The sequence below is a fragment of the Streptomyces sp. NPDC127100 genome, from assembly GCF_042724095.1.
In the GTDB taxonomy this organism is placed as follows: domain Bacteria; phylum Actinomycetota; class Actinomycetes; order Streptomycetales; family Streptomycetaceae; genus Streptomyces.
This window is the reverse complement of sequence record NZ_JBHXFL010000062.1, coordinates 1-24,827: the sequence shown is the minus strand read 5'-3', so window position 1 is coordinate 24,827 and position 24,827 is coordinate 1. Positions and strand designations below refer to the sequence as shown.

Genomic DNA, 24,827 nt, shown 5'->3' with positions numbered 1-24,827 from the left:
GTTTCTTGGGCCCGGCATGCGCATGCGCTCGCGTGCAGCCGTCGGTCAAGCTGCCTGAGAAGCCCAGGGGGCCGGGATTCACCCCGGCGCCCGCTGCCGGAGGTTGCCGTCATGACCGTGATGTCCATCGCCAGGTTCGAGAGGTTCTTCCGCGCGGCCGCAGGGCTGGACGTCGACAAGAACGATCTCAAGCGCTACAGCGACTTCGTCGACACCAAGCTCTACGACCTGCTGACCATCGCCCAGGCCACCGCCAAGGCCAACGGGCGCGACGTCATCCGGACCTGTGACCTACCGATCACCAAAGGCCTACAGGAGAGCATTCACCGCTTCCGGAAGATCGACCAGGAAGTAGAACTCAAGCCGATTCTGGAACAGCTCGCCACCCACCCCGCTCTGGACCGTACGCCCGATGAGGAGACCGAGGCGGCCTATCCGGAGATCATCGGCGGACTCAGCCTGGCCCTTGCCCAGAGCTTCAAAATCCTCCACCCCGACCTGAAAAACCCCCAGACCCAGCACTGGGACGAGGCGCGAGCCGTCTTCGACCTCCTACTGTGAGTGGCGACGGCACCAAGCGGTCAGGCCGCGGCCGTACAACGTCAGCGCGCTCCGGTTCCTCGGCCGCCAACGATCTGTCCACCCGCCGCAGGAAACTCGGCCCCGTGTCGGTGAGCTCAGATGGTGACGGCTCGTCCTCGAAGGGGTGACCGAAGGAATGGACAGGAACGCGTCCGGCGGGTCCGGGGAGCGGCTGCTGGATGAACTGGTCAGGGCGGCCCAGCTGGCATCACCTGCGGAACTGCCCGCGGTCCTGAACCGGTATACCCAGGCCATGGGCCTGGGCAGGGCCGTCATCTATCTCATCGACGTCCAGCAAAGACTGCTGGTGCCGTTTGTCGAAGGCGAGCCGGAACTGGACCTCGACACTTCGCTGGCCGGATGGGCCTACCGCACCAACTCTCTCCGAGTGGAAGAAGTCCCCTCCGGAGAGCTGAACATGTGGGTACCCCTGGCCGACGGGGCGGAGCGGCTGGGCGTCGTGGAACTGGACGTGAGCACCCTGGACGGGCTCAAGCTACGGCGCTGCCGAACGGCGGCGCTGCTCCTCGCACTGATCATCACGTCCAAGCGCACTTATAGCGACACCATCGCGCAGCGTCTGCGTACGCGGCCGATGCACCTGCCCACGGAGATGGTCAGGGCATTTCTCCCACCCCGGTCGATCGGGACCGGGCGGGTCGTGTCGACGGCGGTTCTGGAGCCTGCGTACGAACTGGGCGGCGACGCTTTCGACCATGCGTTCACCGAGGACGTTCTGCACGCCGCAGTCCTCGACGGCATGGGGCACGATCTGGCGTCCGGGCTTGCCACCTCTGTCGCCATGGCAGGCTGCCGTAACGCCCGACGCAGCGGGGCAGACCTGAACGAACTCGTGGGCACCACGGACGAGGCGCTCGCGAAGTGGCTTCCGGAGCAGTTCTGCACGGGTGTCTTCACCCAGTTGCACATGTCCACCGGTGTGCTGCGCTGGTGTAATTGCGGCCACCCGCCCCCGTTGCTCATCCGTCACCACCAACTGCTCCACAAGGCCTTGGAGCGGCCACCTGAGCCTCCTTTGGGTCTGCCCGCCGGTCTTGCCGGGACCGGCCGTCGGGTGCACGACGTCAGCCTCGAACCCGGTGACCGAATACTGCTCTACTCGGACGGCGTGGTGGAATCACGCGACGAGGCGGGCGAGGAGTTCGGCCTGGAGCGCTTCACCGACTACATCATTCGGTCGACCGCAGCAGGGCAGAGCGCCCCGGAAGTGCTGCGCCTGCTCATCCATGCCATCCTCGAGCATCAGCACAACGAACTCAGCGACGACGCCACGATCTTGATGTTCGAGTGGCAGCCCCCTGATCCGTGACCGCAAGAACCGGAAGGCGCAGCCGTGCTGCGGTCATTCGTTCTGGGCGCCTCGTGGGCTCAGTCCGCGAGGTCGGGCTTGCCGAACATGACCGCGTAACTGGAGGGGAGTTGGCTGATGATCTGATTCAGCTCTCCGCCGGTGACGGCGTCGGCAACGGTGCTCAGGACCGCGCTGGCGTCCCACTCGGCCGTACGCGGCCGGGCATGGGTGCGCTCGGCGACCCGCCGGTAGAACTCTTCGATCCCGAAGCTCCGCGCCTGCTGCGGCGTGGCATGGCCGAGGACCTCTCTCAGCGGGCCGGGCAACTGGGATGCGAGGTCCTTGACCTCTCCCGCGCTGATCCGCTGGGCCAGCACTTCCAGCACGGCGTTGGTGACGTCCGCTGCTTCGTCCTGGTCCTTGTATTCGCCTCGCTCGCGTACATGGGCAAGGAATCCGTCGTACTTCATCGCTGCCTCCTTCTGCCGCGGTCACCGCTGCTCATGTGGGGCGCCCGCAGGGCACGGCGGGAGCGTTCCGGTGCCCAGGAACGGCCGACCACGGCCTGTTCGAGTCGGTCGCGGCTCGTCGGGCCGGTTTTCCCGGAGCGCGTGGGTGAACTGTTCCATGGCGCCGAAAGGAAGCCGTTGGCCAGCCACGCGCCGAGCCTCCGCCGCGGTGAGAGGTTATGAAACGGGAGGTCGTTCATGAGTCACCCCGGACGTCGAGCCTCGCCGGCCCGGCCGCGGAACCGGACAGGTGTCCGGAACCACGGTCGCGTCTCAGCCGCTGCTCCTGGTGCTTTCACTCGTCTCGTTGATCTCGACGTGCCGGGGCTTTGCGACCTCGGCCTTGGGGACGGTGATGGTGAGCACCCCGTCCGACATCTGCGCGTTGATCTTTTCGGTGTCGACCTCTCCGGGCAGCCGCAGCCGGTACTCGAAGGCTCCGGTGCGGCGGGTGCTCCGGCGCAGGACGCCTTTGCGTTCCTTCTCCTTGATCTCTCCGGTGACCACCAGCTCCTGGCCGTTCGCTTCGACGTCGATGTCCTTGCCCTTGACGCCGGGGAGTTCGATCTCGACGTGGAAGGCGTCGTCGGACTCCGTGACATCCGCCAGGGGTGTCCACGCGACTGCGGTCGCCGCGTCTCCCACCGTGGATTCGATCAGCCCGCTCATCTCACTGAGCAGCTGGTCGAACTCCGTCAGCGGATTGCGTGCCCAGCCAAGAGGCCTGGCCTGCACTGCGGCACCCCGTTGGCGCCGGACGGGCGTGGCCATTCCCATCGCCTCCTTCTCCTTCTCGTGATCTCGTCGCCCGCTGGGTGTCATGCGAGCCAAGCGGACTGTTTCGGACGGGTGCGCGGAGAGCTGTCGGTGCCGCCGGGCGCGGCCGTGTGGTCCAGGTAGCGGTGCACGAAATGAATGCTCATCGCGCCTTCGCCGACCGCGGAGGCCACGCGTTTCACCGAGCCGCCGCGGACGTCGCCGGCCGCGAAGACGCCAGGCAGGCTGGTCTCCAGCGTCAGGCAGTCGCGGCCCTGGCTCTGCCACAGTCCGGGGATGGAGCAAGCCTGCGCCTCCGCGCCGGTGAGCACGAAACCGCGTGCGTCGAGTGCGAGTGCGCCGGACAGCCACTCGGTGTGGGGGTCGGCGCCGGTGAAGACGAACAGGGCCCGCACCGCGAGCTGGCGGTGCTCGCCCGTACGGTGGTCGACCACGTCGACCGCCTCCAGCGTCTCATCGCCGAGTGCCTCGGTCATCTCGGTGTGCAGCAGCACGCGCACCCGCGGATGGCGTTCGACCTGATCGATCAGGTAGCGGGACATGTGTGCCTCGAGGCTCGGACCACGGACAAGCAGATACACCTGCGGTGCGTACCCGGCCAGGAAGAGTACGGCCTGACCCGCGGAGTTGCCGCCGCCGACGACGGCCACCGGGTCGGTGCGGCACTGCTGGGCTTCGTAGACGGTCGCCGAGTAGTGGACGCTCGTTCCCTCCAGGCGTTCGATGCCGGGCACTTGGATGCGGCGGTAGCGGGCGCCGGTGGCCAGCACGACGGTGCGGGCGGTGATCTCGCTGCCGTCGGCGAACCCGACGAGGTAGTGGCCGTCCCGCGGTTCCAGGTGGGCCGCCTCCGCTGGGACGCTGATCCGCGCGCCGAACTTGTCGGCCTGGAGCACGGCGCGGTCGGTGAGTTCGGAGCCGGAGATCCCGGAGGGGAAGCCAAGCAGATTCTCGATGCGGGAGGACGTCCCCGCCTGGCCGCCAGTGGCCAGCGCCTCGACCAGGGTCGTGCCGAGGCCCTCTGAGGCGGCGTTCACCGCGGCGGCGAGACCGGCGGGTCCGGAGCCGACAATCAGGAGATCGCCGTGATGGTTTCCTGTCGGCAGTGAGGGCAGGCCCATAAGCCGGGCCAGTTCCGCGTTGCTGGGATTACGCAGCAGAGTGGTGTCCCGCCAGATGACGAGCGGTGTCTCCTCCGGGCCTACGCGGAAGCGGCGCAGCAGTTCCTCGGCCTCCTCGTCCGTCTCCAGATCGATCCAGCGGTACGGCAGCCGGTTGCGGGCGGCGAACTCACGCAGCCGCCGGGTGTCGGACGAATAGCGTGAGCCGACGATACGGAAACCGGCGCCCTGCCCGACGAGCAGGGCACGGCGGCCAAGGCAGGCGCGCAGCACCAGATCGCCAAGGACGGAGTCCCGGGTCACCAGGTCACGCAGCTGATCCATGGACAGGGCGAGGACCTCTCCGGGGTCCCTGACCCTAGCGGTGTAGAAGGCCACCTGCCCGTTCAGGAGGCCGAGCTCGCCGATGAAGCGGCCGGGGCCGTGCACACGCAGCAGACGTTCGTCGGGCGTGCCGTAGCCCTCGACGATGGCGACCGAGCCGCTGAGGATGACGTAGAACGTCTCGCACCGCTCCCCCTCCCGGATCAGCACATCGCCGGCGTCGACTTCGCGCCGCCGGCCACGCTGGGCCAGGCGGTCCATCTGGTCCTCCGGCAGGCGGGGATAGGCGCCGTAGATGTCGGCGGTCTCGAAGGGGACGCTCTTCTCCGTCTCTTCCGGCGCCTGTGCTGCGCTTGGCCGCGTCCCGTCGCCGGGCATCACACGAACGCCTCGTGGACGAAGCACCACCGCCAGTCCTCGCCGGGCTCCAGCGACGCCGCGATCGGATGGCCGTCGGTGGCCGCGTGACGGCGCGCGTGCCGGTTCGGCGAGGAATCGCAGCAGCCGACGTGGCCGCAGGTCAGGCAGAGCCTCAGGTGGACCCACGGGGAGCCGAGCAGCAGACACTCTTGACATCCTTCGGGGGTGAGTGGCTGGACCGGCCGGACGAGCGTGAGGTGGGGGTCGGTTCGTACGGTCATGGTTGATCACTCCTTCTCGGCCGGTTCGCGCCCCGCGATCGACTGCTCCACCCACCGCCGCAGAGCTGGGGCAGGTGCGGCACCCGCTTGCCGGGCGATGGTCTGTCCTTTGTCGACGACCAACAGTGTCGGTACGGCCTGGACCTCGAACCGCTGCGCCAGGCGTGGGTTCTTGTCGATGTCGATCTTGACGAGCTTGATTCGACCGGCAAGATCGGCGGCGACCTTCTCCAGTGCGGGGCTCACCATGCGGCAGGGGCCGCACCAGGTAGCCCACAGATCGACCACGACGGGCACGTCGGCCTGCTCGACGACCTCGGTGAAGTCGTCGTCGCCGGCGTCGGCCATCCACGGCAGAGGCTGTTTGCAGTTGCCGCACCTGGGGCGGCCCTCGGCGGACACGGGGACCCGGTTCTTTCGCCCGCAGTGCGGGCAGGTGACGTTGGTGGCCTGAACAGTGCTCATGCCGCCTGCGCTCCCTTCACGTCCTCGGACTGGTCATAGGTGACCACCAGCTCTCCGGCCTGGGCGTCGACACGGACCGTCGCGCCGTCCTGTACGTCGCCGCGAAGCAGGGCGCGCCCGACCAGCGTCTCGACCTCGTGGGAGATGTAGCGGCGCAGCGGTCGTGCCCCGTACACCGGGTCGTAGCCTTGGTGGGCGATCAATTCTCGGGCCGTTTCGGTGAGTTCAACGGTGATGCGACGCTCGGCGAGGCGGCGGCGCAGTTCGTCGAACTGCAGCTCCACGATCTGCTCGATCTGCCGCTCACCGAGGGGTTTGAACAGCACGATGTCGTCGACGCGGTTGAGGAATTCGGGGCGGAAGTGCCCGCGGAGCTCGCCCATCACCAGGGCGCGGGCATCCGGCTTGATCTCGCCCTCGGCGGTGGCGCCGTCGAGGAGGTGCTCGGAGCCGATGTTGGACGTCATGATGATCACGGTGTTGCGGAAGTCGACGGTGCGGCCCTGGGAGTCGGTGATGCGGCCGTCGTCGAGGATTTGCAGCAGGGTGTTGAAGACGTCGGTGTGCGCCTTCTCGATCTCGTCGAACAGCACAACCGAGTACGGCTTGCGGCGTACGGCCTCGGTGAGCTGGCCGCCTTCCTCGTAGCCGACGTACCCGGGCGGGGCCCCCATCAGCCGGCTGACGGTGTGCCGCTCCTGGTACTCGCTCATGTCGAGGCGGACCATGTTCTCCTCGGAGTCGAACAGCGCTCGTGCGAGGGTTTTGGCCAACTCGGTCTTCCCGACGCCGGTCGGGCCGAGGAAGATGAACGAGCCGATGGGGCGACGAGGGTCGCGGATGCCGGAGCGGGCGCGGATGATGGCGTCGGTGACGAGCTTGACGGCCTCGTCCTGGCCGATGACGCGCTCGCGCAGGATCTCGTCGAGACGCAGCAGCTTCTCGCGTTCGCCCTCCTGGAGGCGGGCGACGGGAACGCCGGTCCAGGCGGCGACGATCTCGGCGATCTCCTCCTCGGTGACGACCTCGCGCAGCAGCCGGTTCTCCCCTTGCTTCGCGGCCAGTTGCTCCTCCTCTGCGGCGAGCCGGCGCTCCAGGTCCTGGAGGCGGCCGTAGCGGAGTTCGGCGGCGCGGTTGAGGTCGTAGGCGCGTTCGGCCTCCTCCGCCTCGTGGCGGACCTGCTCCAGTTCCTGGCGCAGTTCCTGCACGCGGCGGATAGCCTGCCGTTCGGCCTCCCACTGGGCGTGTTTGGCGTCGGCCTCCCCGCGCAGGTCGGCGAGTTCTTTGCGCAGTTCCTCGAGTCGGGTTCTGCTCGCGGGGTCGGTCTCTTTGGAGAGGGCGGCTTCCTCGATCTCCAGGCGGGTGACGCGGCGGGTGATCTCATCGAGTTCGGCGGGCATCGAATCGATCTCGGTACGCAGCCGGGCGCACGCCTCGTCGACGAGGTCGATGGCCTTGTCGGGCAGGAACCGGTCGGTGATGTAGCGGTGGCTGAGGGTGGCCGCGGATACCAGTGCGGTGTCCTGGATCTTCACGCCGTGGAAGATTTCCAGGCGTTCGCGCAGTCCGCGCAGGATGGAGATGGTGTCCTCCACGCTCGGCTCGTCGACCAGAACCTGCTGAAAGCGGCGTTCGAGGGCGGCGTCCTTCTCTATGTGCTTGCGGTATTCGTCGAGGGTGGTGGCGCCGATCATGTGGAGTTCGCCGCGGGCGAGCATCGGCTTGAGCATGTTGCCCGCGTCCATGGCTCCCTCCGCGGCGCCCGCGCCGACGACGGTGTGGAGTTCGTCGACGAAGAGCAGGATGTGCCCCTGGGCTGCCTTCACCTCGGACAACACGGCCTTGAGGCGTTCCTCGAACTCGCCGCGGTACTTGGCTCCGGCGACGAGAGAGCCCATGTCGAGAGCGAACACGGTCTTGTCGCGCAGTCCTTCGGGCACGTCGCCGCGGACGATGCGCTGGGCCAGACCCTCGACGATGGCGGTCTTGCCGACGCCGGGGTCGCCGATGAGGACGGGGTTGTTCTTGGTCTTACGGCTGAGGATCTGGGTGACGCGGCGGATCTCGGCATCCCGGCCGATGACCGGGTCGAGCTTGCCGTCCCTGGCCTCGGCGACCAGGTCGCGGCCGTACTTCTCCAGAGCCTCATAGGCCACTTCGGGGTTGGCGGAGCTGACCCGCTGGTTGCCGCGGATCTGGGTCAGTGCGCTCAAGAACGAGTCCCGGGTGATTCCGTGCTCCTTGAGCAGGCGTCCGGCGGCGGTCGCCGGGCCCTCCTCGGCCAGGGCGAGCAGGAGGTGCTCCACGGACACGTACTCGTCCTTGAGGCGTTTGGCCTCCCGCTCGGCCGCGTCCAGCAGACGGGACAGGCGCTGGGTGACGAACACCTGGCCCGGCGCCGCACCCGGGCCGGTCACCTTGGGGCGACGGGAGAGCTCCTCACGCACAGCCGCCCGGAGTTCCCCGGGCTCCCTGCCCGCCTGTTGCAGCAGCCGCGGGATCAGGCCGTTCTCCTGGTCGAGGAGCGCGAGCAGCAGATGCTCACCGTCGACCTCGGTCTGGCCCATGCGGACGGCGGCGGTCTGCGCCTCCTGGAGGGCTTCCTGTGACTTCTGGGTGAGACGGTTCATGTCCATGGCGGTATGTCACTCCTCGTACCGGCGCGGCGCAGTGCGGCTTCGAGCAGGCTGATGCGGTCCAGCAGATCGAGCACCAGACCGATGGATGCGTAGTTGAGACACAGACCGGAGCGCAGCCGCTGAACGCGGGCGACAACTGCCGGTGCCGCGGAGTCGAACACCAGGCGCCCCGCGGCGTCGCGCTCGGCGTCGACCAGGCCCAGGGCGACGAACCGGCGGACCAGGTCGGGATGGACGCCGGCGCGGCGAGCCACGGTGTCCAGGGAAAGCCTGGGCACGGGGACGAGCGCGTACCGCACGGCCGGGGAACTGGCGCTCGTCCCGACGGGACGCTCGCCCGCGCCGGCCCGGGCGGTCCGACCGCCGGTGGCCGCCCATGAAGGTCGGTCGCTCATCACGTCCTCCTGGGGTCGTACGAAGAGGTGGCGGCGAGCTCCTCGAACAGCTCGCGCTCCCGGTCGCTGAGCTTGGAGGGCACCATGACGCGGAGTTCGGCGTAGAGGTTGCCGTCGGCACCGCGTGGGTTCGGCATGCCCTCGCCGCGCAGCCGCAGCCGCCGTCCACTGGACGAGCCTGCGGGCACCGTGACCTTGGCTGTGCCACCGCCCGGGGTGGGCACCGGAACCGTCGCGCCCAGTGCGGCCTCCCAGGGGGTGACCGGAAGCTGCACGTACACGTCCCGGCCGTCCAGCCGGAACCGAGGGTGCGGTTGGATACGCACCCGCAGATACAGATCCCCCGCGGCAGCGTCACCACTTCCCTGTCCGCCCTCGCCCGCCAGGCGGATGCGCTGCCCATCGGTGACGCCGGGCGGTACGTCGACCTCGTACCGCCGCGGCTGCCCGGTGGGGCCGGCGAGCGTGACGGTGCGACGGCCGCCCCTGTACGCCTCCTCGACGGTGAGCGGCAGCTCGGCCTCCTGGTCGGCTCCTGGTACACCGCCCGGGGCGGCGCCTGCTCCGAAGAGGGAGCCGAACAGGTCCTCGATGTCGACGCCCTCCGCTGCGAAGTCGTCGCCGAATCCGGTGTACCGGACCCGGGGGCCGCCCGCACCCGCGGTCCTCCGAGCGCGGAAGCCGCCGCCGGGTCCCGCGCCGGCACCGACCCGCTGCTCCCAGTCCTCGGGGACCTTCCGGAAGTCCTCGCCGAAGCGGTCGTAACGAGCCCGGGTCTTTGGGTCCGACAGGACGCTGTACGCCTCGTTGAGGTCCTTGAAGCGTTCCTCCGCCCCCGGATCCTTGTTGACGTCGGGGTGGTACTTGCGGGCGAGTTTGCGATATGCCTGCTGGATCTCGTCCTGGCTCGCGGTCCGTGAAACGCCGAGCACCTGGTAGAAGTCCTGTGCCATGACCGGTCACTCCCGCTTCGCGACAGTCACGGCGGCGGGCCTGAGCTGGCGTTCGCCGTCCCCGTAGCCCGGGCGGAGCACCTCGACGACCGTGCCCGGTGGGGCGTCGGGGTCCTGGACGACGCCGACCACCTCGTGCCGGGCCGGGTCGAAGGCGACGCCGGTCTCCGCGTGCCGCGGGTAGCCGAGCAGTTCGAGGACGTTCACCGCCTGGTCGCGTACCGCCCGGACGCCCTCCATGACCGCGCCGGGGTCGGATCCGGCATGAGTGAGGGCGAGTTCGAGGTTGTCCAGGACGGGCAGGAAGGCGGCGGCCGTGCGGGACCGCTCGGACGTCCGCTCCCGCTCCAGTTCCCTGGTGTGGCGCTTTCGGAGGTTGTCGAGGTCGGCGAGCGCGCGCCGCCAGCGGTCCTCGAGTTCCTTGAGTTCTGCCGTGTGCTCGTCCTCGGACGGGGCGGGGCCGCCGGCCGCGTCGGGGCCGGGTTCCTCGTCCGTGTCGGGCCCCGGCCCGGTCGGCGGGCCCGAGCGCGGAAGATCCCCTCGGGGAGGGCCTACGGCGCCCTCCGGAGCCGGGTCTGCCGGGTCCGGCACGGCCGGGTCGGATTCCCTGGGGTGGATCGGCATGGCGGTTCCTCAGTCCTTGTCGAACTCTGCATCGATGACGTCTTCGTCACCGCCACCGCCACTCGGGCCGCCACCCGCACCACCCCCGGTGGTGTCCTGCTCGGGACCGCCCGTGGTGGCGCCGCCCTGATGCGCCGACAGCCCAGACAGCACCTGCTGGAGTTCGGAGGTCAGGGGACGCACTCGCTCCACGCCTGCCTCCTCCTTGACCGCCGCCCGGGCATCCGACACGAGCATCTCGGCGCGTGCCTTCTCGTGCGCGGGTGCGGCGTCGCCCAGTTCGGCGAGGCGCTTGTCGACCTGGTACGCGACGGCGTCGAGCTCGTTGCGGGCGTCGACGGCCTCACGCAGGGCCTGGTCCTCACCCTGGTTGCGCTCGGCCTCCTGGACCATGCGTTCGACTTCGCCGCGATCGAGATTGGAGCTCTCGGTGATGGTGATGCCCTGTTCCTTGCCGGTGTCCTTGTCTCGGGCCTTGACGTTGAGAATGCCGTTGGCATCGACGTCGAAAGTGACCTCGATCTGCGGTTCGCCGCGCGGCGCCGGGCGGATGTCGGTGAGCTGGAAGCGGCCGAGCACCCGGTTGTCGGCGGCCCGTTCGCGCTCGCCCTGCAGGACGACGATGTCGACGGCGGGCTGGTTGTCCTCGGCGGTGGAGAAGGTCTCGGTGCGGCGCACGGGGATGGTGGTGTTCCGCTCGATGATCTTCGTCATCACGCCGCCCCGTGTCTCGACACCCAGCGACAGGGGCGTGACGTCGAGCAGCAGGACATCCTTGACTTCGCCCTTGAGCACCCCGGCCTGGATCGCGGCGCCCAGGGCCACGACCTCGTCAGGGTTGACGCTCATGTTGGGTTCCTTGCCGCCGGTCAGCCGGCGCACCAGCGCCTGGACTGCGGGAATGCGGGTGGAACCCCCGACGAGGATCACCTCGTCGATGTCACTCTCGCCGACCTTGGCATCGGCCATGGCCTGCTGGACCGGCCCCAGGCACCGCTCCACCAGATCGCTGGTGATCTGCTCGAACGTGGACCGCATGACCGAGTCGGTCAAATGCTTGGGCCCCGAGGCATCGGCCGTGATGAACGGCAGGCTGACCTGGGTCTGCGTCACCGAGCTCAGCTCGGTCTTGGCTTTCTCCGCCGCCTCGAACAGGCGCTGCAGGGCCTGCGGGTCCTTGCGCAGATCGATGCCGTTCTCCTTCTGGAAGTCGTCCGCGAGGTAATCCACCAGACGCCGGTCGAAGTCGTCACCGCCCAGGTGACTGTCGCCCGCCGTGGAACGCACCTCCACCACGCCGTCACCGACGTCGAGGATGCTCACGTCGAACGTGCCGCCGCCGAGGTCGAAGACCAGCACCGTCTCGTGCTGCTTCTTGTCCATGCCGTACGCGAGGGCGGCCGCGGTCGGCTCGTTGATGATCCGCAGCACCTCCAGTCCCGCGATCCGTCCGGCGTCCTTGGTGGCGGTGCGCTGGGCGTCGTTGAAGTAGGCGGGCACGGTGATGACCGCCTCCGTGACCCGCTCCCCGAGCTGCTTGGAGGCGTCGTCGGCGAGTTTGCGCAGTACCTGGGCGCTGATCTCCTCGGGTGCGTAAAGCTTGTCGCGCACCTTGAAGCGGGCGACGCCGCCCGGGCCCTCGACGACGTCGTACGCCACTGCCCTGGCCTCGTCCGATATCTCGTCGAAGTGCCGGCCGATGAACCGCTTGGCCGAGTAGATGGTGCCCTTGGGATTGAGGATCGCTTGGCGCCGGGCCAGCTGGCCCACCAGCCGTTCTCCGGTGTCGGTGAAGGCCACCACGGACGGTGTCGTACGGTTGCCCTCGGTGTTGGGCACGACGGAGGGTTCGCCGCCCTCCCATACGGCGATCACCGAGTTCGTGGTGCCCAGGTCGATGCCCACTGCCTTGGCCATGAGGAACTCCTCCCGGTGCGGCGAGCATGCGCCGCAACTGCGGTCCGATCGTTCATGTGTGGATGGGATGTCTGTCGGCGCCGGTGGTCTGCATTCGGCCGAGCAGCCGTACGGCCTCATCGGCGACCGCTTCGTCCACGACGACGTCGTACCGGCTGGGCTGCATCGAACGGGCCGAGGCGAAGTCCCGGCGGCCGCCCTGCGGGGCGTACAGCAGCAGACCGAACAGCGCGCCCACGGTCGCCCCGAGAATCAGCCCGTAGAGGGCGGCGAGCGGTGTGGATACGAGCGGGTCCACCCAGTCGACCAAGCCGAAGAGCCAGCCGGTCAGCGCACCGGGAAGGGCCCCGCTGGTCGCACCGTGCAGGGCGGCCCGGCCGTAGTCCATACGCCCGACGACCTGCTCGACGGGGCGGACTTCCTGGCCGATGATGGCCGCCCTCTGAACGGGAGCCCCCTGGTCCGAGAGGTGGTCGACGGCGCGTCCGGCTTCTGGGTACGTCTCGTACGCGGCAACGGGCCTGCAAGGCTGCTCGGTCATTGCCCAGTCCCTCCTGCCGGCGAGGACGGCCGCCCACGGCACACACCAGGCTCGCGAACCGAGCGGCTCTACGCCTGCCCCCGGCAGGTCAAAGAACAGCGAAACCGGTCGCCCCGCGAGCACGAGGTGAAACTTGCCAAGACTTCGGGTGAGCCGGTCGCAGAGGGGTACGCGGAGTCCGCTCACGTTTATGAGGGCTAGGGGAAAGGGCATGATCCCATGGCCGGCAGCAGGGCCCGGAATGTGCGTCGAGGCCGTCCCGACCAGGGTGGCAGACTGCCACGGGGCCGTCTTGGGCCGCACCCGACGGCCTCGTCGAGAGGGTCCCGTCCGCACCTACCCAGCCCGGCCGACCCTCCCCACGAACTACTGGCAATCTCCCGCCTCCTGTTCGACACACGCAACGAACGCGAGATCCTGCGCCTGGCCATGGACCACGTGTCGGCCGTCGGCCCGTACAGAGCCGAGGCCGGATACCTCAGGGTGCAGGGCCAGCTGGTCCCCAGCTCGCAGAGCGGGCGGGGGCGCGCGCCAGCCGTCGACCGGACGGTGCGGGAGCTGACCGGGCGGGACGGCCCCGTTGCCGTTCCCGGCCGGTCACGGGGCCGCGCCCTGGCCCTGCACGGACCCGGCGGACTGCACGGCTACCTCGTGGTGACGTCTCACTCCCGGCCCACCCATGCCCAGCACTTCCTGCTCACTACGCTGGTACGCCTCACCGCCTCGGCCCTGTCGGTCGCCGTCGCACACCGCCGCCAGCAGGAGGACGCGCTGGAGCTGCACCGAATGCGACGTGAACGCGCAACCCTCCAGCAGCGGCTGATCTCCCTCGTGGTCGAGGCGGGATACCAGCGGGCCGTGCACCAGGCCCTCGCCGAGGTCGCGGCTTCGGGCGGCGGCGAGGAAGCCATCACCAGCGCACTGCATGAGCTCACCGGATTTTCGGTGCTGGTGGAGGACCGCTTCGGCCGACTGCGGTCCTGGACCGGCCCCGGCCGGCCCGACCCCTATCCGGACCCGGACCCCCTGCGCCATGAGGAGATGCTCCAGGGGGTCGCCCGGAGAGGCGCACCCGTGCGGATCAAGGACCGGCTCATCTGCGTGATGCGCCCCCGCGGTGAGGTTCTCGGAGTGCTGGCGCTGGTCGATCCCCAGGACGAGGCCGACGATTACACCGTGTTCGCTCTGGAGCACGCCGCCACGTCACTCACCCTGGAGCTGTCGCACCTGCGCCATCTGGCGGGGGTGGAGCTGCGACTACGTCGTGAACTGGTCGACGATCTTCTGGCGGGAACGGACGAGGCGAGCGCCTACGCCCGGTCCGAGGCATTCGGACATGACCTGCACCGCATCCAGTACGTGGTCGTCGTGCAGTGGAGGAGCCAGGTTCCCGACGACGCTTTCGCGCGGACCGTGGGCCGGGCGGCTTCGGCCGTGGGCATGCCGTCATTGGTGACTCGGCAATCCGACCACGTGGTCCTGGTCGCCGAGGGCAGGCCCCACGACCACGCCTTGTACGAGGCGCTCGCCCGGGAGACCGGAACAACTGACGGGACGATCGGGGTGAGCGCCCGCTGCGACACCCCGGGCGGTATCCCCGGACGGTATCAAGAGGCACTGCGTGCCCTGGAGGTACGCCGACGGTCCCGAAGTCGATACGGCACGACGTTCTTCGACGATCTGGGCCTCTACCGCATCCTGGGACCTGGGAACGACCATCAGGAGTTGGAGGGGTTCGTTCGGGAATGGCTCGGGCAGCTCGTCGACTACGACGGCCGGCACGGTGCATCGCTCGTCGAGACTCTGTCCCGGTACTTCGACTGCGGCGGCAACTACGCCGAGACCGCCGAGTCCCTCACGATCCACCGCAGCACGCTTCGGTACCGGCTCCAGCGCATCCGCGAGATCAGCGGCCATGACCTCACGAACGTGGAGGACCGGCTCAACCTGCAGGTCGCGACCCGGGTGTGGAAAATCATGCTCGGCGGACCCGGTTGAGCAGCCCACGGCAATGGGACCGGCTGCGCGAGCGAGACGAGTACAACGACCAGGACGAAGCCGTCCACGTCACCAGTGCCGTTCTGAAAGGGCTGGCCCGGCGGATCAGCCCGGGAATAGACCAAGGACCTCGCATCCCAGTTGCCCCGCCCGCTGCGAGAGGTTCTGAACCCTGCCGCGCCGCAGCCGACGCGGAACTCTAGGCGGCTTCGAGTTCCACCTTCTGGGTGAGCAGTGCCTGTCACGCCGCCCGTGGTCGGTGGCTCGACGTGCGGTGCGGGCCGGAGTGGCGCCGAACGGGCGTTCTCAGTGGCCCCCCGGTCGTGACCCGGAGGAGGCCCTGTAGGGCGAGGAGATCCGGCCGCACCGCCTGCACCAGTCGGCGGGGTCCAGCGCGTGTCACGTGGCGCCGACGCCGCCCCGGGGGCATCCTGTGGGCACTTGGGGTCGCGGGGAGAAGGGTCCAGCCATGCCGGTGTCGGCGCAGGGCGTTACGGTCGTGGCTCTTCTGGCGGACCCGGATACACCGACCGAGATCGCTCAGCGCATTGCCCGGACGCTTCCTGATCGACTCGCCAGGAAGTCAGGCAAGCGGCGACGGTTCGACGTCGAGGTGGTCAGTGAGCCCTTCACCGCAGGGACCGAGGACCCGCCCACCTTGGTGCGCCGGATCCTGGACCGCGCGAGTGAGGAGAACTGGGACGTCGTCGTGGCCCTCACGGACCTTCCGCTGCACTCGCACGGGCGCAAGCTCGTGGTGGACCTGAGTCACGAACACGGAGTGGCGCTGCTGTCCCTTCCTTCGCTGGGGGCCTGGCGACTGCAGACGAGGGCCCGGCGGGCCGTGGAAGGCGCCGTGCTCAGCCTGGCGGACCCGCGGGCCGCCAGGGCTGAGGGAGCTCCGCGAAGTCAGCCGCCGCGGGGATCCTTGGTCGACCGTCTCGCGCCTGTCCATCCAGGTCCGGTCGGTGCGGAGGAGACCTCCGATCTGCGGTACACCACCAGTGGGCCGCGCGGTTACCTCAGGGTGCTCGGTGGGATGGTCCGCGCCAATCGGCCGTGGCGGCTGGTGCCGGGTCTGTCGAAGGCCCTGGCGGCCGCACTCGCCACGGGTGCCATCGCCACCGTGAACGCCACCGTCTGGAGCCTGGCCGCGGCCCTGAGTACGCCACGCCTCGTGATCGCCATGGTCGGGTCCGTCGCGCTCATGATCGGCTGGCTGATCGTGGACGCACACCTGTGGCATCGATCAACGGACGCCTCGCCGGAGGAGCGGAAGAGGACGGCTCTCTACAACGCCTCGACCGTCGTGACCGTGGGTATCGGCGTACTCGTCTGCTACGTGGGTCTGTTGCTCATCAACTTCGTGTGGGCGCTGTTCATCCTCAACGGCCAGGTGTTCGTCTCCGCGACGCGAACCCCGTTGCACGCCACGGAATACTGGACACTGTCCTGGTTCGTCGCTTCAGTCGCCACCGTGGGCGGCGCTCTGGGATCAGGTTTGGAGAGCGACGAGGCCATCCGGGCAGCCGCCTACTCCAAGCGCGAGCAGGAACGTCGTCACATGCTCCAGGACGACCACGGCGACCAACCCTCGAAGTGAATTCCTACCGGACCAAATGGCTCCCGGACGCCCGGGCCCATGATGAAGGGGCGGTGTCGTACCGGCAGGCATGTCCTCACCCGGCTGACCAGGCGGCGGGGGTGTGGCCGACGCGACCCGGCAGGGTGTTCTGGCTAGGCTGCCCCTCGTGAGATGGCTGCGGGCCTTCAGGGAGGTTGTTCGATCCGGGCTCACGATCGAGGAGACGCGGCTGGAGCCCCTGCTCGCGCTGCGCACGGCTGTCGGGGTGGCGCTCGTCATCGGGCCGGTGCTGTGGCTCGTCTCCCCTGCGTACGCCGCGTCCGCCGCCCTCGGTGCCTTTTCCGCGGGCGGGGCTACCTTTCAGCGCACCTGGCGTCCGCGCAAGGTGATCGCGCTCGGCGCGGGCGCGGGTCTGGCGTTCAGCACCTTCGTGGGCTACCTGGCGGCGGGGCGACTCGCGACGTTCCTCCCGCTGCTGGCCGTGTGGGCCTTCTCCGCGGGGATGGCGTGGGCCGTCGGATCGACCGCTGGGATCGTCGCGGCGACGACGGTCGGCAGCATGCTGGTGACCATCACCCTGCCCACGAGCGTCGGGCGAGCCATGGAGCATGCCGGGATCATCGCAGTCGGCGGGATGGTGCAGGCTGTGCTGATCCTGCTGTTCCCGATCCGCCGTTGGGGGGCACATCGTGACGCGCTCGCCGACGCCCTGGCCGCCGTGGCGGACCACGCCCGCCGGCTGCGGCACGACCCGACCGCCCCGTTCGACCCGGAGCCGTTGATGACAGCCCGGGACGCGGCTGCCGTGACGCCGTCACAGGCCCGCACCCGTCCCCCCGTCCTCCACGGCCCCCGGGGCCTCGCCGAGCGCATTCTTCCAGTCGTCGCCGCGCTCGCCGATCCGGACGTCGGCGCCCCGGCGGAGGGACCCGGACGGGACCGAGCACGGGAGTTGCTCGGCGCGGCCGCCGATGTCCTGGACGCGGCCGCCCGTTCGATCCGCCGCGGCACTCCCGCCGAGGTACCGCCCCAAAGCGCGGACGTCCTGCGCGTCGACGAGGAGGGCGAGGTGCTGGAAGGATCGGCGCGACAGGCCGCCGAGCGGCTCGTGGAGCTGCTCGGAGACGCGTTGGAGATCGCCGGGAGCGGGTGCGCGCGCGACAGGACGCCTACCCCGCCCGGCTCAGCGAACGCCCAGTTCCTGATGCGGCCGACCATGTTCCGGCTGCTTCCGGTCGTCGTCCGCGCGGTCCGCCGTGAGCTCCGCCCGGAGTCGCCCGTGTTCCGGCACGCCGTCCGCCTGGCGGCGGTGGCCACGCTCGGCTATCTGATCGCTTCCCGGCTTCCCCTGGGCCACGGCTACTGGGCACCCATCGCCTCGGTGATGGTGATGCGGCCGGACTTCCACCGGACCTACGCGCGTGCGGTGGCCCGTCTCGCCGGGACCCTGGCGGGGGTCGCGCTCGCCACCGGGATGGTGAGGGCCCTGGGCCCGGACGCCCATGTGTCGGGCGCGCTGGCGGTGGTCTCGGCGGGCCTGTCGTACACACTGATCCGTACCGGCTACGCCTACTCCCAGTGTTTCACCGCTGCGTACGTCGTCTTCCTGCTCGGCATGGGCGGCCAGGCGTGGGAGCAGACGGTCCCGGAGCGGGTGGTGCTCACCCTGCTCGGCGGAGCCCTGGCAATGCTGGCGTACGTGGTGTTCCCCGCCTGGGAGACCCCCCGGCTGCCGGGCCGGCTGGCGGACTGGCTCACCGCCAACGGCCGCTACGCCGCCACAGTGCTCCGCGACTACGCCGAACCGACCCGGGAACATCGCGCCGACGTGCGCAGGGCCCTGCTGGCGAACAGGGAGGCACGTGCCGCCTGGCAGGAGGCCTACGACCGCGCAAAGCAGGAACCGGTCCGCCCCAGAGGTCTGACATCGCGCGAGGCGCAGGAGGCGCAGGAGGCCCTCATGAGGTTCGACAGGGCGGCGATGCTCATGGAGAGCCACGTCCCGCGGGTCGACAGCCGTTTCGTCCCCGAGGCGGAGCGGCTCGCCGAGGCCCTGGAGGCAGACACCGCACAGGCGGCGGACGACGTACGTGAACACAGGAATCCGGACTGGGGGCGCGTGGAGGAAGCGCTCCACGCGTGGGAGCGCGCCGCCGGGGACCGGAGCCCGGTGCTACGACGCGGGGCGGAATTGCAGAAGCGGGCCCTGGAGGACCTCGCGACAGCAGTGAGCCGCACACCCCTGGAACGGGACGTCAGCTCCGCTCGCGAGGAGCAACGGGTGCGGGCGGCCGCGGCTGAAGGTGACGGATCGGCACCCGCGCATCGGGGTGGGTGACGGCTCCGGCGACCGGGAGCGCCGCGCCTCCTGGAGCGGGAAGTGGTCTCCGGGCCGCGTCGAGCGCCGCCATGCGTACAGCGCTGTCGTCATCACGAGGATCAGCCTCGCCAGGGCGAGCAGTTCGATCCCCTGGACGTTCGACCGCAAGGTCTTCTCCGCCTCGACCGTCACGATGCGCACCTTGCGGATGCCTACAGTCAGGCCGATCACGAGGGGCCGCGTAGAGGGGCCGGTTCCCGTTGGCACGGCGGACGGCGTGGAGCGGCTCGGCCTTTCGGGAGAGTAGATCGCACATTCAGCACGCCAGGAGTGCCCAGGCCCGCTGGCGCGGCGTGCTGCCGAAGGGGTGGACGAGCGGATCCCTCCCTGTGGTGGCAGCCTGGGGAAGGCGGCCAGGCGCGACGTCGACCCACCAGGCGGCAGGACCGGGGTGATGCGGCAGACCTGCGGCCCGCCCTGGCGCCGATCCTGGGTACGTCCTCCGATTCGGCCCGGGACCTCGTCTCCGACCCGCGGGAACCGCGGCGCCCCTGGCGGCGAACGACAGGTCGACGTGTCCGACGTGGCCGCAACGTCGGCACCCGACTGGAGGACGGCTACTGGGACATCCTCACCGACCGCCGAGCCGGTCGGAGCACAACCCGCATTCGATGCCGACTCCGAGGACAGGGTCGCACTCCGTGGCGGGCGCACCGTGCCGGAGGACGCGAGTGCACTGGAGGTGTGTGATGAGTGCTGGCCGCTCCCACGAGCGTGATGGTCACGTACTGGTCCTCGATGCCGGCTCGTCGAGCCTTCACATCGCTCTGTTCGCGGCGGATGGTGAACGGGTGGCGGATCGAGACGTCTCGGAGCCGCCGGGGCCTGCTGCGGCGGCGGTTCTGCGGAACTTCCTCAGCGAGGTGCCCGCTCCTGCGGCGGTTGGTCACCGCATCGTCCACAGCGGTCCGCACCTGACTGGACATACGCTGATCGACGCACGCGTACGGGCTCTGCTGGCGGATGTCGCCGATCTCGCACCGCTGCACGTGACCCCTGCCCTACAGGTGGTCGATGCCGCACGAGAACTCCTGCCCGGCATTCCTCATGCCGCCTGCTTCGACACTGTCTTTCACAAGGATCTGCCGGCACAGGCGCGCACGTACGCCGTGCCGGAGCGATGGCGAGCCGAATACGGGCTGCGCCGGTACGGCTTCCACGGGCTTTCCTACTCGTGGGCGCTGCAGAGGACTGCGCAGGCCCTGGGCCGACCTGTCGGCAACCTCCAGGTCGTGCTCGTGCACATGGGCGGCGGCTGCTCGGCCTGCGCCGTCCGGAACGGACGGAGCATGGACACCACCATGGGCCTCACTCCGCTGGAGGGTCTGGTGATGAGCCGGCGCAGCGGCAGCCTCGACCCCGGCGCGCTGCTGTGGCTGCAGCGGCGGCACGGTCTGAGCACGGACGAACTGGATGACACACTCCACCGGCATTCAGGTCTGCTCGGCCTCTCCGGTACCTCGGGAGACACCCGGGACCTGGTGCGCGCCCGCGCGGAGGGTGATGCCGCGGCCGCGTTGGCGCTGGCGACGTTCACACTCAGCTGCCGCAGGGGCATCGCCTCGATGGCCGCCTCGCTGGACCGGCTGGATGCGCTGGTCTTCACCGGGGAGATCGGCGAAGACCAACCCGAGGTACGCGAGGAGGTCTGCTCGGCTCTGACTGTTCTCGGTGTACGAGGCGGGCTGCTCGTCCCCGAACTGGAAGATCTGATGCGGGAAGGCCTCCGACGCGTCGATCAGACGGTGAGAGGTGTCCCGGTCCTCGTGGTCGCAACCGGCGAGACACAGCAGATCGCCGCCGAGACCCGACGGGTGCTCGGCATGGCTGACGGGACGCGGTAGCTGTCACTAGGCGTTTGTCGTCAGGTCTGGCGCGTGGCCAGTCTTGTTGTCACCAGATGACGGACGTCGCGCGTGGTGAATTCTCCGCGGGAGCGTTCCAGGCATCGCCGATCTGACCACCTCCGCCAGCCGGACGGCCAGTTTCCGCAGCACTGGATCAGTTCCTGGTACAAAGGTCACGCTGGCGCTCGTCTGCGAAGGCGGGGAGCGGGACGACGCTTCCGGTTGGCGGCTTGTGGCGCGGTCCTCGGGGTCCGGCCCGGCACGGGGTTCCGGCCCACGGGGAACCGTCTCCAGCGACGCTCAGGAGGCGGACGGCTTTCCTTGGTTCCCACCCGGGACGCAGGACCGCTTCCTCCTCTCCGCGCCGGCACGGCGCACGACGATCCCATCCCGGGCGTGGCGGTCGACGCGGCTGCACGAGGCTATGGACCGGCGGTCGTACGGAGCGTCGCCGCGGCCGACCGGCCCGTGGGATGGGGGGCGGCCCAGCGGACCCACCCGCCGTGCACCGCCTGCTCTCGCCGAGGCGACCGGACCCCTGGTTCAGCCGGGGACGGGGTGATGCGCCCGGGCCAGCTGCTCAACGACGGCGGCGCAGAAGGCGGGCAGGTCGGCCGGGCCGCGGCTCGTGATCAGCTGCCCGTCGACGACCACCTCCTGGTCGACGACGACCTCCGCGCCGGCGTTGCGCAGGTCGGTGCGGATGCTGGGCCAGGACGTCAGGCGGCGGCCGCGCACGACGTCGGCTTCCGCCAGGGTCCACGGGCCGTGGCAGATCGATGCGACCGGTTTCCCACTGGCCATGAAGTCCCTGACGAACTGCACCGAGTCGCGGTCCATGCGCAGCTGGTCAGGGTTCATGGTGCCGCCGGGCAGGAGCAGGGCGTGGTAGTCGTCGACGGAGGCGTCGGCGACCAGGCGGTCCACGGGGAAGGTTCCCGCCGGATTGAGGTCGAACTGGCGGGCCTGGATCTCGCCGTGATGGAGCGAGAGGATTTCGGTCTTCGCCCCTGCGCCCTGCAACGCACCGCGCGGCTGGTCGAGTTCCACGCGTTCGACGCCGTCGGTGGCGAGAATTCCCACCCTCATTCCTCGGAGTTCCTGTGTCACGGCACGGCTCCCTTCACGAGTCGCCGGTACGAGGCGGTACATGATCTTGAACGTCTCGGCGAGGGCGCACGCAGAGACCTGTGGCGGCGCGGAAGAACCTCTCGAACTCCGGCACACCCATCAAGGTCATGTCTCTCGCCTTCTCGCCAGGGACCGGACAGCGTCGTTCGCTCAGTCCGCGCCGCCATCGGCTGTTACCCGGTCGAGATTCGCAGAGCCCCCTGCTGGGTGCCTCCGCACCCGAGGCCGAAAAGGAACGCGTCCTCCTGCCCTGGCAGAGCAGCATGAGCGCAGGCCCCTCGGACGGCCTTACGGCCGTCCGAGGTCATGCCAGTCCCTTGGTGCGGGTGCGAGCCGCGTAGGCGGTTCCCCAACGTTATCGATCTGGAGGTGTGGCTGGACTGCACTTGTGCTCGGAGGTGTACCCAGCCCGCTGCTTTTCCTCCCGCCGGGAGCAGGCAGAGTGCGTCTCGCATCCGGAGCATGGAGAGGTCCGATGCCACTCGGCGTCTGCTGAGGCGAGCGCACCCTGACAGGCATCAGCCCGCCACCCCACACGCACACCGCATCCTTCGGTGGCTGTCTCAGGACGCATCCCGGACAGCCGCAAGGCTTCAGATAGGGGATCACTCATGGAATACGACAACTTCATCGACACCATCACCCGGCGCGCCCCTGTCCACCCGGAAAAGGCGGAGCCCCTCACTCGAGCCACCCTGGAAACACTGGCCGAGCGGCTCACCAGGGGTGAGGCGGAGGATCTCGCGTCCGAACTGCCCAAGCCGCTGAAGGAACGGCTGGTCTCTCCCACTCCGGAGGCCGAGGCGTTTGGACTCGACGAGTTCATCAACCGGGTGAGCAGGCGAGCGGGGGTCAGCCCGGACGAGGCCCGTGAGGGCGTACGGGCCGAGCTGAGCACCCTGAAGGACGCGGTCAGTGACGGCGAGTTCCACCAGGTCATGTCCCAGTTGCCCCAGGACTTCGAGGCTCTCGTCGGCGCCCCGGGCTAGAGGAGCCACGACCGACGAGGCCGGCGCCATCATCGAGGGGACGGAACCGACCGTGCTCACGGAGGCCCGATGCGGTGGCGCGGCATGTGCGCCTTTCCGGTACCGCATTCGAGGGCCCGGCGCACGCGGCGGGCTTCTGGCCCGTGGTCGGCTTGCCGTTCCCGTCGCTTGTGACGACGCGAATTCCCCATCGACTTCACGACAGAGCACCCGGCATGAGCACTCAGACGCCCCACATCAACTTGCCCTGCCGCGTTCCGGCCGGCGCCTCGCCGAGTGGGGACGGCATCGTCGTCGGAGCCGGCCCGGTACAGGTGAAGGCTTTCATCGACTTTCTGTGCCCGTTCTGCAAGCAGTTCGAGGGCAGGAGCGGGCCGATCCTTGACGAGCTGGCGGCGGACGAGGTGATCAGTCTCGTCTACCACCCGATGGATTGGCCCTGCACTCCACCGGCGGTCGTCAGCATCCCCACGGGTTTGTTGCTGAGGTAGGGCGGGTCGTGGTCGGCCAGGAGGGCGAGCCAGTCCACCGCGTTCTTGAACGTGCCGCTGACCGACCCGTGGTACGTCGGGCTGCTCCACAACAGGGCGTCGGCGGCCTGAACGGTGTCCGCAAGCCGGCGGGCGGACGCGGGGACCCGTGCTCGGACGTGTAGAACGGGAGATTCAGCCCCTTCAGAGCATCTCCAGGGGCGTGGGCCCGCGGGGCGGCGGGAACGCCTCGTCGAGGGTGTCGAGCGCCTCGGTGGGAAGGTGGAGGTCCAGCGCGCCGCGGTTCTCCCGCACGTGGTCGGGTGATCCGGAACGCGGGATCGCGGCCACCCCCTGTTCCAGCACCCAGGCGAGTGCCACCTGGGCCGGCGTCGTCCCGAGCGCCCGGGCCACGGCACCCAAAGCCTCGGCCTTCAGCAGCCGCCCCTGCTCGATCGGGGAGTAGGACATGACCGTCACCCCGGCCTCACGGCACCAGGGGAGAAGATTCCACTCGATGCCGCGCCGGGAGAGGTTGTACAACACCTGGTCGACGGCCACGGCGTCGCCGCCGGGGAGGGCCATCAGCTCGACCAGGTCGGCAACGTCGAGATTGCTCACGCCCCAGTGACGGATCTTCCCCGCCTCCACCAGGTCGGTGAACCCCGCAAGGGTCTCCTCGAGCGGCCGCCGTCCCCGCCAGTGCAGCAGGCAGAGGTCCAGCCGTTCCGTACGGAGCCGCCGCAGGCTGCCCTCGCAGGCGGCGACGGTGCCCTTCCGGTCGGCATGGCGCGGCAGCACCTTGCTGACGAGGAAGACCTCCCCCCGGCGTCCTTGGAGGGCCTCCCCGACGAGCTCCTCGGCTGCGCCGTCACCGTACATCTCCGCCGTGTCGACGACGGTCATGCCCAAATCCACGCCCGTCCGCAGCGCGGCGATCTCCTGTTCACGCCGGGCCGGGTCCTCGCCCAGGTACCACGTGCCCTGCCCGAGCGCCGCGATCTCCTCACCGGCGGGGAGGGCAATCGTTCTGGCCGATTCCGCCGACATTTCGGGCCTCCCGTCTGCAGCGGATCCGTGTCACGTACACCCGCACCGGGTGCCCAGGTCCGCGCCTCGCAGACAGCCGGTGTCGCATGCGCCGCAGAACGGTCAGGAGGGGCGAACGGACTGCGCCAAGAGCTCGCCGGGCCCGGGCGCGCGGTCGCGCAACGCGACGGCGACCGACACCACGGCGCCGCAGGAGAGGACCGCCGCGAAGCCGGTCATCGCGGTCTGCACGGCGAAGTGCCGCAGGGCGATGCTGAACAGGACGGCAGGCAGGCCCATTCCCAGGTACGCGACGACGAAGAACACGGCGAGGACCCCCGCGCGTGAGGCGGGCTCGGCCACTGAACCCGCGCGTTCGACGCCTCCCTTGAACAGCAGCCCGGAGCCGGCTCCCGACAGGGACACGGCGACCAGGTAGAGCCAGAGCGCCGGGTGATAGAGGGAAACGGCGCACAGGACCAGGCCGACCGGGAAGACCACTACCCCCACGGTCAGGAGCCGGGGCAGTGGGGGGGGGGGGGGGGCGCGCCGCCCCCCGCCCCCCGCCCCCCCCCCCCCAAGACGACGCGCGCGCCCC

Annotated in this window: 22 protein-coding genes and 1 pseudogene; 8 read left to right on the top strand and 15 right to left on the bottom strand. The window is 69.6% G+C overall.

Features of this window, described 5'->3' with window-relative positions:
• Positions 1-111 precede the first annotated feature (111 nt).
• Positions 112-561: a DUF1931 family protein gene (locus tag ACFWJB_RS33015; RefSeq protein WP_386926833.1), complete on the top strand. Its 450-nt coding sequence runs from the start codon at positions 112-114 to the stop codon at positions 559-561.
• 157 nt (positions 562-718) lie between these two features.
• Positions 719-1,912, top strand: a complete 1,194-nt coding sequence (locus tag ACFWJB_RS33010) for a PP2C family protein-serine/threonine phosphatase (RefSeq protein WP_386926831.1) — start codon at positions 719-721, stop codon at positions 1,910-1,912.
• A gap of 59 nt (positions 1,913-1,971) precedes the next feature.
• On the opposite strand, the gene ACFWJB_RS33005 is transcribed toward ACFWJB_RS33010, so the two are convergent.
• The 11 genes from ACFWJB_RS33005 to ACFWJB_RS32955 all read right to left on the bottom strand — a co-directional run bounded on the left by ACFWJB_RS33005 (position 1,972) and on the right by ACFWJB_RS32955 (position 12,800).
• The gene (locus ACFWJB_RS33005; RefSeq protein ID WP_386926829.1) at positions 1,972-2,364 is read right to left on the bottom strand and encodes a DUF2267 domain-containing protein; all 393 of its coding nucleotides are present in this window, start codon (positions 2,362-2,364) and stop codon (positions 1,972-1,974) included.
• Between the two features lie 312 nt (positions 2,365-2,676).
• On the bottom strand, positions 2,677-3,174 hold the full coding sequence (locus ACFWJB_RS33000) for an Hsp20/alpha crystallin family protein (protein ID WP_385457564.1): 498 nt from the start codon (positions 3,172-3,174) through the stop codon (positions 2,677-2,679).
• A gap of 47 nt (positions 3,175-3,221) precedes the next feature.
• Positions 3,222-5,003: an FAD-dependent oxidoreductase gene (locus ACFWJB_RS32995; protein WP_385457566.1), complete on the bottom strand. Its 1,782-nt coding sequence runs from the start codon at positions 5,001-5,003 to the stop codon at positions 3,222-3,224.
• Positions 5,003-5,266 (bottom strand): UBP-type zinc finger domain-containing protein, encoded by a 264-nt coding sequence (locus tag ACFWJB_RS32990; RefSeq protein ID WP_385457568.1) that lies wholly within the window; start codon positions 5,264-5,266, stop codon positions 5,003-5,005. Before ACFWJB_RS32990 ends, ACFWJB_RS32995 begins: the two co-directional genes overlap by 1 nt.
• A 6-nt stretch (positions 5,267-5,272) precedes the next feature.
• Positions 5,273-5,731 carry a thioredoxin gene (gene trxA, locus ACFWJB_RS32985; protein ID WP_385457570.1) on the bottom strand — a complete coding sequence of 153 codons (459 nt, stop codon included), beginning with the start codon at positions 5,729-5,731 and terminating at the stop codon, positions 5,273-5,275.
• Positions 5,728-8,367: an ATP-dependent chaperone ClpB gene (gene clpB, locus ACFWJB_RS32980; protein ID WP_386926825.1), complete on the bottom strand. Its 2,640-nt coding sequence runs from the start codon at positions 8,365-8,367 to the stop codon at positions 5,728-5,730. The genes trxA and clpB overlap by 4 nt, the downstream gene beginning before the upstream one ends.
• Entirely contained in the window at positions 8,358-8,765 is a 408-nt protein-coding gene (locus ACFWJB_RS32975) for a chaperone modulator CbpM (RefSeq protein ID WP_385457574.1), read from the bottom strand. Before ACFWJB_RS32975 ends, clpB begins: the two co-directional genes overlap by 10 nt.
• Entirely contained in the window at positions 8,765-9,718 is a 954-nt protein-coding gene (locus tag ACFWJB_RS32970; protein ID WP_385457576.1) for a DnaJ C-terminal domain-containing protein, read from the bottom strand. Before ACFWJB_RS32970 ends, ACFWJB_RS32975 begins: the two co-directional genes overlap by 1 nt.
• Before the next feature lie 6 nt (positions 9,719-9,724).
• Positions 9,725-10,342 (bottom strand): nucleotide exchange factor GrpE, encoded by a 618-nt coding sequence (gene grpE / locus ACFWJB_RS32965; protein ID WP_385457578.1) that lies wholly within the window; start codon positions 10,340-10,342, stop codon positions 9,725-9,727.
• Between the two features lie 9 nt (positions 10,343-10,351).
• Entirely contained in the window at positions 10,352-12,259 is a 1,908-nt protein-coding gene (dnaK, locus tag ACFWJB_RS32960) for a molecular chaperone DnaK (RefSeq protein WP_385457580.1), read from the bottom strand.
• Positions 12,260-12,311: 52 nt separating this feature from the next.
• A complete protein-coding gene (locus ACFWJB_RS32955) occupies positions 12,312-12,800 on the bottom strand; it encodes a general stress protein (protein WP_386926822.1) in 489 nt (162 codons plus the stop codon).
• A 219-nt stretch (positions 12,801-13,019) separates the two neighbouring features.
• Between ACFWJB_RS32955 and ACFWJB_RS32950 the strand changes: the two genes are divergently transcribed.
• The 4 genes from ACFWJB_RS32950 (at position 13,020) to ACFWJB_RS32935 (ending at position 20,607) form a co-directional block, all read left to right on the top strand.
• Complete coding sequence (locus tag ACFWJB_RS32950; RefSeq protein ID WP_386926820.1) at positions 13,020-14,798, top strand: PucR family transcriptional regulator; 1,779 nt, start codon at positions 13,020-13,022, stop codon at positions 14,796-14,798.
• A gap of 469 nt (positions 14,799-15,267) precedes the next feature.
• The gene (locus ACFWJB_RS32945) at positions 15,268-16,401 is read left to right on the top strand and encodes a hypothetical protein (protein ID WP_385457586.1); all 1,134 of its coding nucleotides are present in this window, start codon (positions 15,268-15,270) and stop codon (positions 16,399-16,401) included.
• 148 nt (positions 16,402-16,549) lie between these two features.
• Positions 16,550-18,721, top strand: coding sequence for an FUSC family protein (locus tag ACFWJB_RS32940; protein WP_386926818.1), 2,172 nt, complete (start codon positions 16,550-16,552; stop codon positions 18,719-18,721).
• A gap of 731 nt (positions 18,722-19,452) precedes the next feature.
• Positions 19,453-20,607 (top strand): acetate/propionate family kinase, encoded by a 1,155-nt coding sequence (locus ACFWJB_RS32935; protein ID WP_386926816.1) that lies wholly within the window; start codon positions 19,453-19,455, stop codon positions 20,605-20,607.
• Between the two features lie 546 nt (positions 20,608-21,153).
• Here the strand turns inward: ACFWJB_RS32935 and ACFWJB_RS32930 are convergent.
• Entirely contained in the window at positions 21,154-21,720 is a 567-nt protein-coding gene (locus tag ACFWJB_RS32930; RefSeq protein ID WP_386926814.1) for a type 1 glutamine amidotransferase domain-containing protein, read from the bottom strand.
• 632 nt (positions 21,721-22,352) lie between these two features.
• On the opposite strand from ACFWJB_RS32930, the gene ACFWJB_RS32925 reads away from it, so the two are divergent.
• On the top strand, positions 22,353-22,730 hold the full coding sequence (locus ACFWJB_RS32925; RefSeq protein ID WP_386926812.1) for a DUF2267 domain-containing protein: 378 nt from the start codon (positions 22,353-22,355) through the stop codon (positions 22,728-22,730).
• A gap of 215 nt (positions 22,731-22,945) precedes the next feature.
• Complete coding sequence (locus tag ACFWJB_RS32920) at positions 22,946-23,221, top strand: DsbA family protein (protein ID WP_386926810.1); 276 nt, start codon at positions 22,946-22,948, stop codon at positions 23,219-23,221.
• Here ACFWJB_RS32920 and ACFWJB_RS32915 read toward each other — a convergent pair.
• The 3 genes and pseudogenes from ACFWJB_RS32915 to ACFWJB_RS32905 all read right to left on the bottom strand — a co-directional run.
• Positions 23,149-23,331, bottom strand: a pseudogene (locus ACFWJB_RS32915) (NAD(P)H-dependent oxidoreductase); the annotation flags it as partial. The gene ACFWJB_RS32920 and the pseudogene ACFWJB_RS32915 overlap by 73 nt on opposite strands.
• A 73-nt stretch (positions 23,332-23,404) precedes the next feature.
• The gene (locus ACFWJB_RS32910; RefSeq protein WP_386926808.1) at positions 23,405-24,250 is read right to left on the bottom strand and encodes an aldo/keto reductase; all 846 of its coding nucleotides are present in this window, start codon (positions 24,248-24,250) and stop codon (positions 23,405-23,407) included.
• A 102-nt stretch (positions 24,251-24,352) separates the two neighbouring features.
• Entirely contained in the window at positions 24,353-24,730 is a 378-nt protein-coding gene (locus tag ACFWJB_RS32905) for a hypothetical protein (RefSeq protein ID WP_386926806.1), read from the bottom strand.
• Between the last annotated feature and the right edge of the window lie 97 nt (positions 24,731-24,827).